Raw genomic sequence first — 16,029 nt, 5'->3', positions numbered from 1 at the left:
TGCCCGCCCGGCAAAACAAGGCCCGCGGTTGTACCCGCGGGCCCGGGATGATGCCGGTGCTAGGCAGGGCAGAATCCGCCAGGCAGGGGAACGCCGTCAACGACGGGGCACGGATCGAAGGTGAAGATCACCAGGGTGCCCAGGACGATGATGACGACGGTGGCCGAGTAGAGGACCGTCTTCAGCCAGCGGCGGGTGGAATCCTTTTCGGCGTAGTCGTTGATGATGGTGCGTACGCCGTTGGTCCCGTGCAGCATGGCCAGCCACAGCATGGTGAGGTCCCAGAACTGCCAGAACGGGTCGGCCCACTTGCCTGCCACGAAACCGAAATCGATGGCGTGGATGCCTTCGCCCACCAGGAGGTTCACAAAAAGGTGGCCGAAGATGAGGACCACCAGCACCACGCCGGAGAGCCGCATGAACAGCCAGGCGATCATCTCGAAGTTGCCCCGGCTTCCGCCGGTGCGGCGGTACTGGGGGGCAATGCGCCCGCTGCGCGGGCTCTCAATCGTTGCTGACATGGCTTAGTGACCTCCGAGCGCGAGGGACAGGTGGCGGATGGAGAAGGCGACCATGGTGACCACCCAGAGGCCCAGGACTGCCCAGAGCATCTGGCGCTGGTACTTGGCGCCCTTCTTCCAGAAGTCCACCGCGATGATGCGCAGGCCGTTGAAGGCGTGGAAAACGATGGCGGCGACAAGGCCCGTCTCACCCAGGGCCATCAGGGGGTTCTTGTAGGCACCGATCACCGCGGTGTAGGCCTCCGGGGACACCCGTACCAGGGAGGTGTCCAGGACGTGGACCAACAAGAAGAAAAAGATCACTACACCGGTAATACGGTGTCCTACCCAGGACCACATGCCTTCACGGCCGCGGTACAAGGTGCCAGCTGGTTTTGTCGGCACTGATAAACCTCCCTGCAACACAGCGGCGCTGGCATGAGATCCACGCGGGGGGAACGCCTGCTGCGAGAGCACTCGTAGCTCAGGGCCTAAATCTAGGCTCCGCTAACAGCTTATTCAATTTAGGAACTCCTTGGTGCCCAGCAGTGGCAAGGATTCTGACGATTAATGAGATAAACACCACAGTCGGCGCCTGCGCAACTGCTGCACTGTGTCACGCAGCTGGCGCCCGAAGGGGCCGTTGTGGCCCGTCGGCTAAAGTAGGCCGTGATGAGTACAGACAAAGTGACAAGCCCGGCTTCACCCCTTGACCGCTTTATCGCGGTGATCCCGGCAGGCGGAGTGGGGACCCGCCTCTGGCCCCTGTCGCGAGCCGCAGCTCCCAAGTTCCTGCACGATCTCACCGGTTCGGGCAGCACCTTGTTGCGCGCCACCTACGACCGGCTGCACCCGCTTGCCGGAAGCCGCGTACTGGTGGTTACGGGCAAGGCCCACCGGGAAGCGGTATGCCGGCAGCTTCCGGAACTGCAGGATTCGGACCTGGTCCTGGAGTCCGAGCCCAAGGATTCCGCCGCGGCCATCGGCCTTGCCGCCGCCATCCTGCACGAGCGCGATCCGGACACCATCATGGGCTCCTTTGCCGCCGACCAGGTGATCAGCCCCGACCGGCTTTTCCAGAAAGCAGTCCGGGAGGCGATCCACACGGCTGCCGCCGGCAAGATCGTGACCATCGGCATCAAGCCCACCCACCCGTCCACCGGATTCGGTTACATCCGTTCCGGGCAGGACCTGCACATCGAGGGCGCTCCCAGCGCACAGGATGTGGTGGAGTTCGTGGAAAAGCCGAACGAGGAAGTGGCCCAGCAGTACGTGGACAGCGGCAACTACGTCTGGAACGCGGGCATGTTCGTGGCGCCGGTCGCACTGCTGCTCAAGCACCTTGAGGCCAACCAGCCCGAACTGTTCCAGGGCCTGCAGGAAATCGCCCGTGCCTGGGACACCCCCGCCCGCGATGACGTGACAGCGCGGGTGTGGCCCACGCTGCCCAAGATTGCCATCGACTATGCCGTGGCCGAACCCGCCGCCGAAGCCGGGGACGTCGCCGTCGTGCCTGGCTCCTTCCGCTGGGACGACGTCGGTGACTTTGCTTCCGTGGGCCGGCTCAACAGTGCCAAGGAAGTGGACGACGTCACCGTGCTGGGGGAGGGCGCGCGCGTCTTCACCGAGAACTCCAGCGGTGTGGTGGTCACCGACACCAAGCGCGTCATCGCACTGATTGGAATCCAGGATGTTGTCATCGTGGACACCCCCGATGCGCTGCTGGTGACCACCATGGCCAACTCGCAGCGCGTCAAGGCAGCGGTGGACGCATTGAAGGCCAGCGGGGATACTGACGTACTCTGAGGCGGCGCGGTCCCGGGAAGTAACGCGGGGACCGCGATGGCCCGGATTCCAGCGACCCTCGCTAGAGTGAAGCAGTGCGCAATTACACTACGGAAGCCGAGCCCACCGCCCTGGTGGCTCCCTGGCTTGAGCCGCTCCTGCCGGAACTGATCGATTTCCGCCGGGACCTCCATGCGCACCCGGAACTGTCCTTCAAGGAATTCCGCACCACGGACAAGCTGGCTGACAGGCTCGAAGCTGCAGGCCTGCGCCCGCGCCGGCTTGATGGCACCGGGCTCACCGTTGACGTTGGGGAGGGGCCCATCGCCACTGCCCTTCGCGGCGACATCGATGCCCTGCCCATCATCGAGGAAACGGGTTTGCCCTTTGCCTCCAAGAACCACGGTGTCACCCACGCATGCGGCCACGACGTGCACACCACCACCATGCTGGGGATCGCCCTGGTGCTGCACCGGATGCACCAGGAGGAACCGCTCGGGGCCACCGTCCGCATCATCTTCCAGCCCGCCGAGGAAACCATGCCGGGGGGCGCGCACTCCTGCATTGAACAGGGTGTACTGGACGGGGTTCCCCGGATCCTGGCCCTGCACTGTGATCCGCGCATCGAAGTAGGCAAGATCGGCACGCGCATCGGCGCCATCACCTCGGCCTCGGACACCATTCGGATCGAGCTCTCCGGCCGGGGCGGCCACACGTCCCGCCCGCACCTGACCGAGGACCTCGTGTTCGCCCTGGCGCAAATCGCCGTCAATGTTCCCGCTGTCCTGTCCCGCCGCGTGGACGTCCGCAGCGGAGTTTCAGTAGTGTGGGGCCAGATTTCGGCCGGCTCCGCCCCCAACGCCATCCCCGGGACCGGATACATGGCCGGAACCATGCGCTGCCTGGACCGCGAGGCATGGCACGCCGCCGGTGAACTGCTCGATGAGGTGGTCCACCAGGTGGCTGCCCCGTACGGTGTTGATGTCCGCCTCGAGCACACCAGGGGAGTACCGCCCGTGGTTAACTCCGAGCACGAAACAGCCATCATCGAAGCATCTGCCCGGGCTGAAATCGGCGAAAGCGCCGTGGTGCTGACCCCGCAGTCCATGGGCGGGGAAGACTTCGCCTGGTTCCTCGCCGAACTGCCGGGCGCCATGATGCGGCTTGGCACCAAAACCCCCGGCGGCGAGGAATACGACCTCCACCGCGGCGACTACATCCTGGACGAACGGGCCTTGGGCCTTGGCATCCGGGTCCTCACAGCTGCGGCGCTGCGCACCATCCGCGACCTCTAGTCCCCAAGGCGCGGGGCGCCGTCGTACTTCACCGGCCCGAGCGGCAACATGAGTGCGCGCGGTAGCAAGTAAGTTGTGCACAATTGAATTGCGACGTAGGGTGTTGATATGACTGATGCTCCACGGCTAAACCGCCAAGTGTGCTTTGCCCTCTACTCTGCTTCCCGCGCCGCCACTGCCGTCTACCGGCCTGTCCTTGAAGAACTGGGACTGACCTACCCCCAGTACCTGGTGATGCTGGTGCTCTGGGAGGACGAGCCGCGCGGGGTGAAGGAACTTGGCGAGGAGCTCGGCCTTGATTCCGGCACGCTGTCACCCCTGCTGAAGCGCCTGGAGTCCCTTGGCCTGGTGGAGCGCCGCCGCTCCGGTGAGGACGAGCGCCGCGTAGCCATCCACTTGACGGGTGCCGGAAGGGAACTGAGCAGCAAGGCCGGCGCCCTGCCGAAACGGCTGGCCGAGGCTGCAGGGCTTACCGCCGCGGAGCTCGACCAGCTGCACAACACCCTGGGGCGGCTTACGGCCGCCCTGCACAACGCCCGCTGACGGCATCAGTCCGCAATTTTTCAATCCACCTACAGGACGGATACACCCCCATGAAACCCCTCTACACTGCCGAAGCGCTTGCCTCAGGTGAAGGGCGCGACGGCAATGCGCGGACCAATGACGGCAAGCTGGACGTCACCCTGTCCAGCCCGGTGGAGCTGGGTGGCAACGGCCAGGGAACCAACCCGGAGCAGCTCTTTGCCGCCGGCTACGCGGCCTGCTTCCACTCTGCGCTCCGCCTGGTGGGCCGCAAGGAACGTGCGGACCTGACGGACTCGGCCGTGGCGGCCAAGGTCCACCTTGGCCAGTTGGACAATTCAGGTTTCGGGCTTGCCGCAGAACTGGAAATAGCGCTGCCCGCACTGGACCTGGCCACCGCCGAGGCGCTGGTCACCAAGGCCCATGAAATCTGCCCGTACTCCAACGCGACGCGCGGAAACATCACGGTGGACATCAAAATCATGGAGTTCGCCGCATGAGCCTCGGAACCCTTCCCGCCACCACCCGCGAAATCCAGCTTGCTTCCCGCCCGGTGGGACGGCCGTCGCCGAAAAATTTCCGGCTCGCCGAATCCCTGCTGCCGGAACTTGGCGACGGCCAGATCCTGGTCCGGAACCTTTACATGTCCGTCGACCCCTACATGCGTGGACGGATGAACGACGTGAAGTCGTACTCGGCCCCGTTTGCCCTGGACGAAACGCTCGACGGCGGTGCGGTGGGGGAGGTGATCGCGTCCCGGTCTGCAACGCACAAGGAGGGGGACGTCGTTGTGCATTCCCTCGGATGGCGGGAATACTCGGTGGTGGACGCGGCCGCAGCGACGCCTGCGCGGACCGACCTCGCCCCCGCTTCAGCTTTCCTGGGTGCGCTGGGCATGACCGGCCTGACGGCATACGCCGGACTGCTTAAGGTGGCTGAGTTCGTGCCCGGCGACGCCGTCTTCGTCTCCGGCGCTGCAGGTGCCGTGGGTTCCCTCGTGGGCCAGATTGCCAAGGCCATGGGCGCCTCCCGGGTGATCGGTTCGGCCGGTTCACCGGCGAAGGTGGCCCGGCTCCTGGAGCTCGGCTTTGACGCCGCGTTCGATTACCACGACGGTCCCGTGCGCGAGCAGCTGAAGAAGGCTGCCGGTCCGGGTGGCATCGACGTCTATTTCGACAATGTGGGCGGCGAGCACCTCGAAGCAGCCCTGGCCACCCTGAACGTCGGAGGCCGGGTGGCCATGTGCGGAGCCATCGCCCAGTACAACTCAACAGAGCCGACGCCCGCACCGCACAACCTGATGCTGGCCATTGGCAAACAGCTCACACTCAGGGGCTTCCTGGTGGGCGGCCAGCGGCAGCACGCGGCCGAGTTCGCCGCCGCAATGGCTGGCTGGCTGGCCGACGGCACCGTCCGCTACGACGAGACCATTGTTGATGGGCTCGAGAACGCACCGCAGGCCTTTATGGATCTGCTGGACGGGGCCAACACCGGCAAGATGCTGGTCCGCCTCCGGCCCGAGTAACAGCAGCCGGGACAAGGAGGGGTGCCGCACCAGGAAGCGGCACCCCCTACTGATTGGTAACAACTTGTCAACAATCTCCTGAGATGGGTCCTGCTGTGCTATTGGGACGTGTCGCAGGCCACTAAAGTAGGTGCCATCAGTGCGCTCAGGCGCAGTGCTGCGGTCCTCAGTGAAAACAGAATTTCAGTGCAGAAACGGACACTCATTGAATTCGAGCCGTAGCACCACTCTCTTCATCCTGGAGGAAAATTGAAGTCATCACTGCGTGCACACTTCAAGCGCGGTTCAATGGCCGGCCTGGCTACCGTCAGTGCTTCGGCCCTTCTGTTGACCGCCTGCGGCGCAGCCCCCGAAGCCGGAAGCACCTCGTCCGCCGGAGCCACCGACTACACCGGCTGCATCGTTTCCGACTCCGGCGGATTCGACGACCAGTCCTTTAACCAGTCCTCCTACGAGGGCCTGAAGAAGGCTGAAACCGACCTGGGCATCAAGGTGAACCAGGTGGAGTCCAAGACCAACAACGACTTCGAGCCCAACCTGCGCGCCATGGTCACCGCAGGCTGCGACCTCACCGTCACCGTTGGCTTCCTCCTGGGCGACGCCACCAAGGCGCAGGCAACGGCCAACCCGGACAGCCACTTCGCCATCATCGACTTCGGCTACGACACGCCGATCGCCAACGTCAAGCCGATTATCTACGACACAGCGCAGGCTGCCTTCCTCGCCGGCTACCTCGCGGCAGGCACCACCAAGACCGGTAAAGTCGCAACCTTCGGTGGCAGGAACATTCCCACGGTCACCATCTTCATGGATGGCTTCGCCGACGGCGTGAAGTACTACAACGAGCAGAAGGGCAAGGACGTCCAACTCCTGGGCTGGAACAAGGACACCCAGGACGGGACCTTCACCGGTGACTTCGAAAAGCAGGACGTCGGCAAGCAAGTTACCCAGAACTTCCTGGATCAGGGCGCCGATATCGTGCTGCCGGTCGCGGGGCCGGTTGGAAAGGGCGCGGGGGCGGCGTTGAAGGATGCCAAGGCCGCCGGCAAGGATGTCAAGCTGATCTGGGTTGACTCTGACGGATACCGGACCGCCCCGGACTACCGAGACATCATGCTTTCCTCGATCATCAAGCAGATGGGCGATGCGGTGGAGACGGTGGTCAAGGAGGACAAGGAAGGCAAATTCGATAACACCCCGTACGTCGGCACCCTGGCCAACGACGGCGTGCAGCTCGCCCCTTTCCACGACCTCGATTCCCAGGTCCCCGCCGAGCTGAAGTCCGAGCTGGAGCAGATCGAGAAGGACATCGTGGACGGCAAGCTGAAGGTTGAGTCCAAGGCAAGCCCCAAGGCCTGATTCCGCTTGAAGCGCCACCCCCGGTTGGTCAATGACTGACCGGGTGGTGGCGCTTTTTGCTGTTGCCTTCTTCTTTCGGGCTACCGCCCGCTCATCCTCCGACTGCACCCACTAGGCTGGTGCTGCAGCCACATATCCCGTCCGGTCGATCACTGGACGCTTCGAGATTGGTCAGAGTTTTGAAACTTGAACTCAGAGGGATCACCAAACGCTTCGGGACCCTGCTCGCCAACGACCACATCGATGTGGTGGTTGAGCCCGGACAAATACATTGTCTTCTGGGCGAAAACGGGGCCGGAAAATCCACCCTGATGAATGTGCTGTACGGCCTCTACGAGCCGTCCGAGGGCGAAATCCTCGTCGATGGCAAAGCGGTGTCCTTCCGGGGGCCAGGCGACGCGATGGCGGCCGGGATCGGGATGGTGCACCAGCATTTCATGCTGGTCCCCGTCTTCACGGTGGCCGAAAACGTGGCGCTGGGCGCAGAACCCACCAAAGCCGCCGGCTTCCTCAACCTGGAAGAAACGCGCCGCCGGATTAAGGAAATCTCGGATCAATACGGCTTCGACGTGGATCCGGACGCCCTGGTGGAGGACCTGCCGGTGGGCGTCCAGCAGCGCGTCGAAATCATCAAGGCACTGGTCCGCAACGCCAAGGTCCTGATCCTCGACGAGCCCACTGCCGTTCTGACGCCGCAGGAGACGGACGAACTGCTGGACATCATGCGCCAGCTCAAGGCCGGCGGCACGTCGATCGTCTTTATTTCGCACAAGCTTCGGGAAGTAAAGGAAGTCTCGGACACCATCACAGTGATCAGGCGCGGAAAGGTGGTGGGCACGGCGGACCCCGCTGCCCCCACTGCCGAACTCGCCTCCATGATGGTGGGCCGGGCCGTCAGCCTGAACCTGGACAAAGCACCTGCCCAGCCGAAGGAGAAAACCTTCGAAGTCCGGGACCTCACCGTCATCGCTTCCAACGGCCAGCACGTGGTGGACGGACTCAGCTTCGACATCGCGCGCGGCGAGATCCTGGCAGTAGCGGGCGTGCAGGGCAACGGCCAGACCGAACTCACCGAGGCCATCCTCGGCCTCCAGGACCGCGTCTCCGGATCCATCACACTGGACGGCAAGGAGCTGCTGGGCCGGTCGGTGAAGGAAGTCCTGCACGCCGGCGTCGGATTCGTGCCGGAAGACCGCAAGGTGGACGGGCTGGTGGGGACGTTCTCCGTGGCCGAGAACCTGGTCCTTGACCTCTATGACAAGCCGCCCTTCGCGAAGGGCATCAGCATGAGCCCGGCGAAGATCCTGGAGAACGCGAAGGCCCGCATCGGCGAATTCGACGTGCGGACGCCCTCGGCCGTTGCCGCAGCAGGTACCTTGTCCGGCGGCAACCAGCAGAAAGTGGTGATGGCGCGCGAGCTCTCCCGCCCGCTGCGGCTGTTCATCGCCTCCCAGCCCACCCGCGGCGTGGATGTGGGATCCATCGAGTTCCTGCACCGCCGGATCGTCTCGGAGCGGGACCAGGGCACCCCGGTGATGATCATCTCCACCGAGCTGGACGAGGTCATGGAACTGGCCGACCGGATCGCGGTGCTCTACAAAGGCAAGCTGGTGGGCATCGTGCCTGCCGGCACCAGCCGCGATGTCCTGGGCCTGATGATGGCGGGGATCCCGCCGGAGGAGCATGCCCATCCAACCGGGCAGGCGTCCTCCGCCGCCGCGGCCTCCACTTCCGACGCCGAAGGAGGCGACCATGTCTGACAAGCATCCCCCCAAGCACGCGGCCAGCGACGGCAGCGGCAAAGCGCACGACGCCACGCCCGCTGCGGAGGAAACGGCCGCCGTCGTCTCCGTTGATACTGCCGGCGGCGCCATGGAGCCCTCGGCCGTTCCGGCCACTGCCCAAAGCGGGCAGATTCCGGGCGGCCCGGACACGCTGCTCCGCAAAATCTTTACCGGGAGCGGCATGGTCTCGGTCCTGGCCGTACTGCTCGCCCTCGTCATCGGCGGCCTCCTGATCGCCAGCACCGACAAGCAGGTGGCCACCACCTCCACGTACCTCTTTGCCCGTCCCACTGATTTCCTGTCAGCGGTGTGGAATGCCGCTACACGCTCTTACGTTGCGCTGTTCCAGGGTTCGGTCTTCAACCCCCGGGGCAACAGTGTTGCAGCCCAGTTCGCACCGTTCATGGAGACTCTCACCATCGCCACGCCGCTGATTACAGCCGGCCTCGGCGTAGCCCTTGCCTTCCGGGCCGGACTCTTCAACATCGGCGCGCAGGGACAGATCATCGTGGCCGGCATCCTTGCCGCCTGGGTGGGCTTCGCGCTGCACCTGCCCCTGGGGCTGCACCTGCTGCTGGTCCTGGTGGCCGGCATCATCGGCGGCGCATTCTGGGGCGGACTGGTGGGGCTGCTTAAAGCGAGGACTGGCGCCCATGAAGTCATCCTGACCATTATGTTCAACTACATCGCGCTGTACTTCCTGCGGTACCTGCTGAACACTCCGGCCTTCCAGCGGCCGGGGGAGACGAACCCGATTTCGCCCATCCTGGATCCCACCGCCGTGTACCCGCAGATCTTCGGCACCCAGTACCGGCTGCACCTGGGCTTCCTCCTGGCCATCGCGGCCACAGTGCTTGTGTGGTGGCTCCTGAACCGCTCCACCGTGGGCTTCGAGTTCCGTGCCGTCGGCGCCAACCCCAAAGCTGCACAAACCGCAGGCATCAACGTTTCCCGCTCCACCATCCTGGTGATGGCCATTGCCGGTGGACTCGCCGGTATGTCAGGCGTCGCCCAGGTGGCGGGAACGGAAAAGGTCCTCACCGACGGCGTGGCAGCCACCTATGGCTTCGACGCCATCACCGTTGCCCTGCTGGGACGTTCGACGCCGTGGGGCACCTTCGCTGCCGGCCTGCTGTTCGGCGCCTTCCGCGCCGGGGCGGTCCAGATGCAGATCCAGACCGGAACCCCCATCGATATCGTCCTGGTGGTCCAGTCCCTGATCGTCCTCTTCATTGCGGCTCCGCCGCTGGTCCGGGCCGTCTTCGGCCTGAACCCCCGCCGCAAGAAGCCTGCCCGTGCGGCCAAGTCCCGCCAGGCAGCCACAACCGGAGGTGCAGCATGAGCACAAAAGTATCGTCGCCCCTCCCCGGGAAACCGCAGCCGGGTGAAACCTCGGGTGCCACCGGCGCCGCCGCCGTCTCCGCCAAGCCGGTAACCTGGCGCACTCCGGTCCTGCTGGCCGCGTTCGGGCTGATCGCCCTGATCTTCTTCGGCCTGATGGCACCGAACCAGACCGCCAGTTTCGGCATCTCCACCGGCGAGGACTTTTTCCAGCTCCCCGCCCTGGAGGTGAACGCGTTCGCCGGGGGGATCGCGTTGTCCGTCCTCCTGTTGGGCCTTGCAGCCTATGCGGTGTACCTCAAGACCCAGGACCGGCCCGCCCCGGGCTGGCTGACAGTTACCTTCATTGTCCTGTTCGTTGCCGCCTTCCTTATCTGGGTGGTGGGCGGTGCCCGCACCCCGAGCATCTCCCTGGCAGGGCTCGTTGCCGGGTCCGTCACCCTTGCCGTCCCGCTGGTGTTCGGTTCGCTCTCCGGCGTCCTGTGTGAACGGGTGGGCGTGGTCAACATCGCCATCGAGGGCCAGCTCCTCGGCGGTGCATTCACCGCAGCCATCGTTGCCAGCATGACCCAGAACCCCTTCATCGGGTTGCTGGCCGCCGCGGTGGCCGGTGCCGTCGTCTCCATGGTCCTGGCCCTGTTCAGCATCAAGTACCTGGTCAACCAGATCATCGTGGGCGTGGTGCTGAACGTCCTGGTCTCCGGCGTTACCGGCTTCCTCTTCAGCACTGTGATGCAGGCCAACAAGGCACAGTTCAATTCGCCTCCCGGCCTGGACATCATCGAGATTCCCGTGCTTTCCAGCATCCCGATCCTCGGCCCCATCCTTTTCCGCCAGTCGCTGGTGGGCTACCTGATGTATATTGCGGTCCTGGTGGTCTGGGTGGGCCTCTTCAAGACCCGGTGGGGCCTGCGGGTACGCGCTGTCGGTGAACACCCGCAGGCTGCCGATACGCTGGGCATTAACGTGAACGCCACCCGGTTCTGGAACGTCACCCTGGGCGGGGCAGTAGCCGGCATCGGCGGGTCATTTTTCACCCTGGTGGCGATCGACAGCTTCACCAAAGAGATCTCCGGCGGCCGCGGCTTTATTGCGCTGGCTGCCCTCATCTTTGGCCGGTGGAACCCCATCGGCGCTTTCTTCGCCGCCCTGCTGTTCGGGTTCGCCGACAACCTGCAGAGCATCGTGACCATCATCGGCACCCCTGTGCCCAGCCAATTCATGGCCATGCTGCCCTACCTGGTGACGGTTCTCGCCGTGGCCGGGCTGGTGGGCAAGTCACGAGGTCCGGCAGCGAGCGGCATCCCGTATGTCAAGGGTTGACGGCGTGGCCACCCAAGGGGACGTGGACTGGCCTGCCCTGGAAGCCGCCGCCGTCGAAGCCATGGGTAAGGCTTACACCCCCTACTCCAGGTTCCCGGTGGGGGCGGCAGCCCTTACGGAAGACGGCCGGATTGTCAGCGGCTGCAACGTGGAGAACGCGAGCTATGGGCTCACACTCTGCGCAGAATGCGCGCTGGTGGGGAACCTGCACATGACCGGCGGCGGCCTGCTCCGCGCGTTCTACTGCGTGGACGGGGCCGGCAACGTCCTGATGCCGTGTGGGCGCTGCCGCCAGCTGCTGTATGAATTCCGCGCCCCCGGCATGGAGCTTATGACCACCCAAGGCATCAAGACCATGGACCAGGTGCTGCCAGACGCCTTTGGTCCCGAACACCTGGAGGGAACCCGGTGACTGACACCCGCGCAGCGAGCAACAAGGCCGAAGCGTTCGACGCCGTCGACATCATCCGCATTAAGCGGGACAAAGGCACCCTGAGCCCGGACCAGATCGACTGGACCATTGACGCCTACACACGCGGAGTCATCGCGGACGAGCAGATGGCCGCCCTGAACATGGCCATCCTGCTCAATGGCATGAACCGCAGCGAAATTGCCCGGTGGACGGCGGCAATGATCGCTTCCGGCGAGCGGATGGACTTTTCCAGCCTGCGCCGCCCGGACGGCGGGCTGAAGTACACCTCGGACAAGCACTCCACCGGAGGCGTGGGGGACAAGATCACCCTGCCGCTGGCGCCATTGGTGGCTGTGTTCGGCGTCGCTGTTCCCCAGCTCTCCGGCCGGGGACTGGGCCACACCGGCGGCACGCTGGACAAGCTGGAGGCCATTCCCGGCTGGCGGGCCTCCCTCAGCAACGAGGAGATACTGGCCCAGCTCCAGGACGTGGGCGCCGTCATCTGCGCAGCCGGCGCGGGCCTGGCCCCGGCAGACAAGAAGCTCTACGCACTCCGCGATGTGACAGGCACCGTGGAGGCCATCCCGCTCATCGCGTCGTCCATCATGAGCAAGAAGATCGCCGAGGGCACCGGTTCGCTGGTCCTGGACGTGAAGGTGGGCAGCGGTGCCTTCATGAAGGATGAGGCCAAGGCCCGCGAGCTGGCGGAGACCATGGTGGCGCTTGGTAAGGATGCCGGGGTGAACACCGTGGCCCTCCTCACCAACATGAGCACGCCCCTGGGCCTGACCGCGGGCAATGCCATCGAGGTGGAGGAATCCGTCGAGGTGCTGGCGGGCGGCGGTCCTGGCGATGTGGTGGAGCTGACGGTCCGGCTCGCCGAGGAGATGCTCGCTGCTGCAGGAGTGCACGACGCCGATCCCGCCGCCGCGCTCAAAGACGGCCGTGCCATGGACGTCTGGAACCGGATGATCGAGGCTCAGGGCGGCGACCCGCGGGCCAAGCTGCCGGTGGCCCGGGAGTCCGAGGTGGTCTACGCCACGGCCGATGGAGTACTGGTGGAACTCGACGCCCTTGCCGTTGGCGTGGCAGCCTGGCGGCTCGGTGCAGGCCGGGCCCGTAAGGAGGATGCCGTACAGGCAGGGGCGGGAGTCCGGATGCATGCAAAACCCGGCGCCGTGGTCCGTGCGGGAGAACCGCTGATGACCCTGCTTACGGACACCCCGGAACGGTTTGCCAGGGCCAAGGAAGCACTGGAGACCGCAGCAGTCATCGCACCCGAGGGATCGCGGCCGGCACAGCGGCTGATCATCGACCGCATAGCATAGGGACCCATGCAGGCCATCAATGACTTCATCCTCGCCGCAGCCGGACAGCCCTGGGTGCTGTTCCTTGTCCTGGCCTGCTGCATCATTGACGGCTTCTTTCCGCCCGTACCGAGTGAATCCGTGGTGGTGGGCCTCTCGGCCGTGGCTGCCACCGCGGATGTACCCAATCCCTGGCTCCTGATGCTGGTGGCGGCCCTTGGCGCCTTTACCGGCGACAACATTGCGTACCTGATCGGACGCAGGGTGGGCACCCGGCGCTGGGCCTGGATGCGGGGCCCGCGCATGCAAAGCGCCTTCCGGTGGGCAGGCCGGGAGCTGCGCAAGCGCCCGGCCTCACTCATCCTCGTGGCGCGGTTCGTGCCGATTGGAAGGGTAGCGGTCAACCTCACGGCCGGAGTCACGCACTATCCGCATCTGCGCTTCGTGATGCTGACCGTCCTCTCAGCCAGCCTGTGGGCGGTCTATTCAGTGGGGATCGGGCTGTTCTTCGGCCAGTGGTTTGAAGACAACCACCTCCTCGGCGCCGTCATCGCCATCATCTGCGCCGTGGCGCTGGGGATCGTGGTGGACCTCGTCATCAACCGGGTCCGGCGGGGGGCGCCGATGGCGGAGCGGATGAAGGAACCGGAAGCCTAGTTGAGCCGTTGTTCGGGCAGGCAGGGGCGTAGCGTGTTGCGCCGCCGCCGTGGGACACTTAGGAACGATTTCCGCTTTGGCTGCGTCACTTTTGGTCGATGCCATTTTGCATAGGAGCAAGACCGCGTGGAGTTTATTAATGAGGCCGTGCTCCATGCAGCGGGGCAGTGGTGGATCTACCCGGTACTGCTGCTGTTCTTCTTCGTGGACGGCTTCGCCATGGTGGTCCCCAGCGAGACCCTCATCGTGGCCCTTGCGGCGTTCTCCAGGCACAGCGGGGAACCCAACCTCTGGATCCTCGGCATCACCGCACTGGTAGGCGCCATTGCCGGCGACAACATGGCCTTTATGCTCGGACGCCGGATTGGCCTGAACCGGTGGAAATGGATGCGCCGGGCCAAGGTCCAGAAGGCTTTCGGCTGGGCCCGCTATGAACTGGAGAAGCGCGGCGCGGTACTGATCTTCACGGCCCGCTATATCCCGTGGGGCCGGGTGGCCGTCAACTACGTTGCCGGAAGCACCGGCTTCGCCCACCGCCGCTTTTTCCTGCTGGACGCCTTCGCCTGCATCACGTGGGTGGGGTACTCCATCGGCATCGGCCTACTGGCCAGTTCCTTCCCGTGGCTGCACCACAACCCCCTGCTCAGTGCGGGCATCGCAGTAGTGTTCGCCATTGTGCTGGGCATCCTCATCGACCACCTGCTCCGGTGGTGGCACAAGCATCTGGCCCGCAATGACGCCGAAGAGGTGGATGAGTGGCTCGACGGTGGCAGGGACGGGGCGCGGGACACCCAAAGCGGCGGCGCCGCCGTCATGGCACCCGTTGCAGCGGACGGCAAGCCCGCTGCCACCTAGCTGCTGGCATTGAACCCCTGCCCACCCTAAGGTGGGAACGTGACTGAGCCTATTGTTGACGCTGCCCCTGCCATCGATTTTGACCTGAAGAACCTCCCAAAGGTTTCACTTCACGACCACCTGGACGGAGGACTCCGTCCGGCCACCATCATCGAACTGGCCGAGGCAGTTGGCCACACCCTTCCGTCGACCGACCCGGTGGCGCTGGGCGAATGGTTCCGCGAGTCCGCGGACTCCGGCTCCCTGGTCCGCTACCTTGAGACGTTCGACCACACCGTCGCCGTCATGCAGACCGCCGAAGGCCTCTTCCGCGTCGCGAAGGAATTTGTCGAGGACCTCGCCGACGACGGCGTGGTGTACGGCGAAGTACGGTGGGCCCCCGAGCAGCACCTGCAGAAGGGCCTGACCCTGGATGAAGCCGTGGAAGCGGTCCAGGAAGGCCTTGAGGCCGGCGTCGAGGCCGTGGGCGAGACCGGACGCGAAATCCAGGTGGGCCAGCTCATCACAGCCATGCGCCACGCCGACCGCGGCCAGGAGATCGCGGAACTCGCCGTCCGCCACCGCAACAAGGGCGCCGTGGGGTTTGACATCGCGGGAGCCGAAGACGGCTTCCTGCCCTCGCGCTTCAGGGAGGCCTTCACCTACCTGGCCGAGAACAACTTCCCGGCCACCGTGCATGCGGGCGAGGCGGCCGGCCTGGAAAGTATCCAGTCCGCCCTGGTGGACGGCCGGGCGCTCCGGCTGGGCCACGGCGTCAGGATCGCCGAGGACATCATGGTGGAGTTCGACGACGATGACGAGACCGAGGACACCATCGGGCTGGTGACCCTCGGCGACCTCTCCAGCTGGGTCCGCGACCGCGGCATCGCCCTGGAAATCTGCCCGTCCTCCAACCTCCAGACCGGTGCCATCGCCGGGTTCGGCGATGGCATCGAAAGCCACCCGCTGGACATGCTGTACCAGCTGGGCTTCAACGTCACCATCAACACCGACAACCGCCTGATGAGCGGGGTCACCCTGACCGACGAGTTCGACCTCCTGGTGGAAACCTTCGACTATGACCTGGACGACCTGCTGGAGTTGACGCTTAACGCCGCCGAGGCATCCTTCCTGCCGCTGGAGGAAAAGGAAGCCCTGGTGGAGTACATCAACGACGCCTACGCGAACCTTGGCTAACGAGCCGGAGGCCGGCAGCTCCCCGGTAGGGGAGCTCCCCGGCAGCACCCCGGTGGGGGAGCTGCGGAATGGGCCCACAGCAGCAAGGGTCCCCGAGCGAGCTTGCGAGCTTGGGGAGCTGCGGAATGGGCCCACAGCAGCAGGGGCCCCCGAGCGAGCTTGCGAGCTTGGGGAGCTGCTGGGGATTG

The 16,029-nt window shown here is 65.1% G+C and carries 16 protein-coding genes; 14 read left to right on the top strand and 2 right to left on the bottom strand.

The features are described from left to right. Nucleotides 1-59 precede the first annotated feature (59 nt). Both M1D32_RS13845 and sdhC read right to left on the bottom strand, forming a co-directional pair. Entirely contained in the window at nt 60-521 is a 462-nt protein-coding gene (locus M1D32_RS13845) for a succinate dehydrogenase hydrophobic membrane anchor subunit (RefSeq protein WP_050055919.1), read from the bottom strand. Between the two features lie 3 nt (nt 522-524). Then, on the bottom strand, nt 525-860 hold the full coding sequence (gene sdhC / locus M1D32_RS13840) for a succinate dehydrogenase, cytochrome b556 subunit (protein ID WP_043794536.1): 336 nt from the start codon (nt 858-860) through the stop codon (nt 525-527). A 312-nt stretch (nt 861-1,172) separates the two neighbouring features. Between sdhC and M1D32_RS13835 the strand changes: the two genes are divergently transcribed. The 14 genes from M1D32_RS13835 (at nt 1,173) to M1D32_RS13770 (ending at nt 15,841) form a co-directional block, all read left to right on the top strand. Next, nucleotides 1,173-2,306: a mannose-1-phosphate guanylyltransferase gene (locus M1D32_RS13835; protein ID WP_458779217.1), complete on the top strand. Its 1,134-nt coding sequence runs from the start codon at nt 1,173-1,175 to the stop codon at nt 2,304-2,306. Nucleotides 2,307-2,380: 74 nt separating this feature from the next. Continuing rightward, nucleotides 2,381-3,580: an amidohydrolase gene (locus tag M1D32_RS13830; protein WP_458779216.1), complete on the top strand. Its 1,200-nt coding sequence runs from the start codon at nt 2,381-2,383 to the stop codon at nt 3,578-3,580. A 108-nt stretch (nt 3,581-3,688) separates the two neighbouring features. Next, the gene (locus M1D32_RS13825) at nt 3,689-4,123 is read left to right on the top strand and encodes a MarR family winged helix-turn-helix transcriptional regulator (RefSeq protein WP_458779215.1); all 435 of its coding nucleotides are present in this window, start codon (nt 3,689-3,691) and stop codon (nt 4,121-4,123) included. Nucleotides 4,124-4,173: 50 nt separating this feature from the next. Further along, nucleotides 4,174-4,602 (top strand): organic hydroperoxide resistance protein, encoded by a 429-nt coding sequence (locus M1D32_RS13820; RefSeq protein WP_458779214.1) that lies wholly within the window; start codon nt 4,174-4,176, stop codon nt 4,600-4,602. Continuing rightward, nucleotides 4,599-5,627: an NADP-dependent oxidoreductase gene (locus tag M1D32_RS13815; RefSeq protein WP_458779213.1), complete on the top strand. Its 1,029-nt coding sequence runs from the start codon at nt 4,599-4,601 to the stop codon at nt 5,625-5,627. The genes M1D32_RS13820 and M1D32_RS13815 overlap by 4 nt, the downstream gene beginning before the upstream one ends. A 249-nt stretch (nt 5,628-5,876) precedes the next feature. Continuing rightward, nucleotides 5,877-6,986, top strand: a complete 1,110-nt coding sequence (locus M1D32_RS13810; RefSeq protein ID WP_458779212.1) for a BMP family lipoprotein — start codon at nt 5,877-5,879, stop codon at nt 6,984-6,986. Between the two features lie 179 nt (nt 6,987-7,165). After that, nucleotides 7,166-8,746 (top strand): ABC transporter ATP-binding protein, encoded by a 1,581-nt coding sequence (locus M1D32_RS13805; RefSeq protein WP_458779211.1) that lies wholly within the window; start codon nt 7,166-7,168, stop codon nt 8,744-8,746. Beyond that, a complete protein-coding gene (locus M1D32_RS13800; RefSeq protein WP_458779210.1) occupies nt 8,739-10,112 on the top strand; it encodes an ABC transporter permease in 1,374 nt (457 codons plus the stop codon). The genes M1D32_RS13805 and M1D32_RS13800 overlap by 8 nt, the downstream gene beginning before the upstream one ends. Beyond that, the gene (locus tag M1D32_RS13795; protein WP_458779209.1) at nt 10,109-11,434 is read left to right on the top strand and encodes an ABC transporter permease; all 1,326 of its coding nucleotides are present in this window, start codon (nt 10,109-10,111) and stop codon (nt 11,432-11,434) included. The genes M1D32_RS13800 and M1D32_RS13795 overlap by 4 nt, the downstream gene beginning before the upstream one ends. A gap of 61 nt (nt 11,435-11,495) precedes the next feature. Beyond that, complete coding sequence (locus M1D32_RS13790; RefSeq protein WP_458782194.1) at nt 11,496-11,846, top strand: cytidine deaminase; 351 nt, start codon at nt 11,496-11,498, stop codon at nt 11,844-11,846. Then, on the top strand, nt 11,843-13,174 hold the full coding sequence (locus tag M1D32_RS13785; protein WP_458779208.1) for a thymidine phosphorylase: 1,332 nt from the start codon (nt 11,843-11,845) through the stop codon (nt 13,172-13,174). The genes M1D32_RS13790 and M1D32_RS13785 overlap by 4 nt, the downstream gene beginning before the upstream one ends. A gap of 6 nt (nt 13,175-13,180) precedes the next feature. Next, nucleotides 13,181-13,810, top strand: coding sequence for a DedA family protein (locus M1D32_RS13780; RefSeq protein ID WP_458779207.1), 630 nt, complete (start codon nt 13,181-13,183; stop codon nt 13,808-13,810). Nucleotides 13,811-13,936: 126 nt separating this feature from the next. Beyond that, complete coding sequence (locus M1D32_RS13775; RefSeq protein ID WP_458779206.1) at nt 13,937-14,665, top strand: DedA family protein; 729 nt, start codon at nt 13,937-13,939, stop codon at nt 14,663-14,665. A 39-nt stretch (nt 14,666-14,704) separates the two neighbouring features. Next, the gene (locus M1D32_RS13770) at nt 14,705-15,841 is read left to right on the top strand and encodes an adenosine deaminase (RefSeq protein ID WP_458779205.1); all 1,137 of its coding nucleotides are present in this window, start codon (nt 14,705-14,707) and stop codon (nt 15,839-15,841) included. Nucleotides 15,842-16,029: the final 188 nt, after the last annotated feature.

It is taken from the genome of Arthrobacter sp. D3-16 (genome assembly GCF_054408515.1).
Note: the sequence above shows the minus strand (reverse complement) of the source record. Positions and strands in the feature narration are given on the sequence as shown.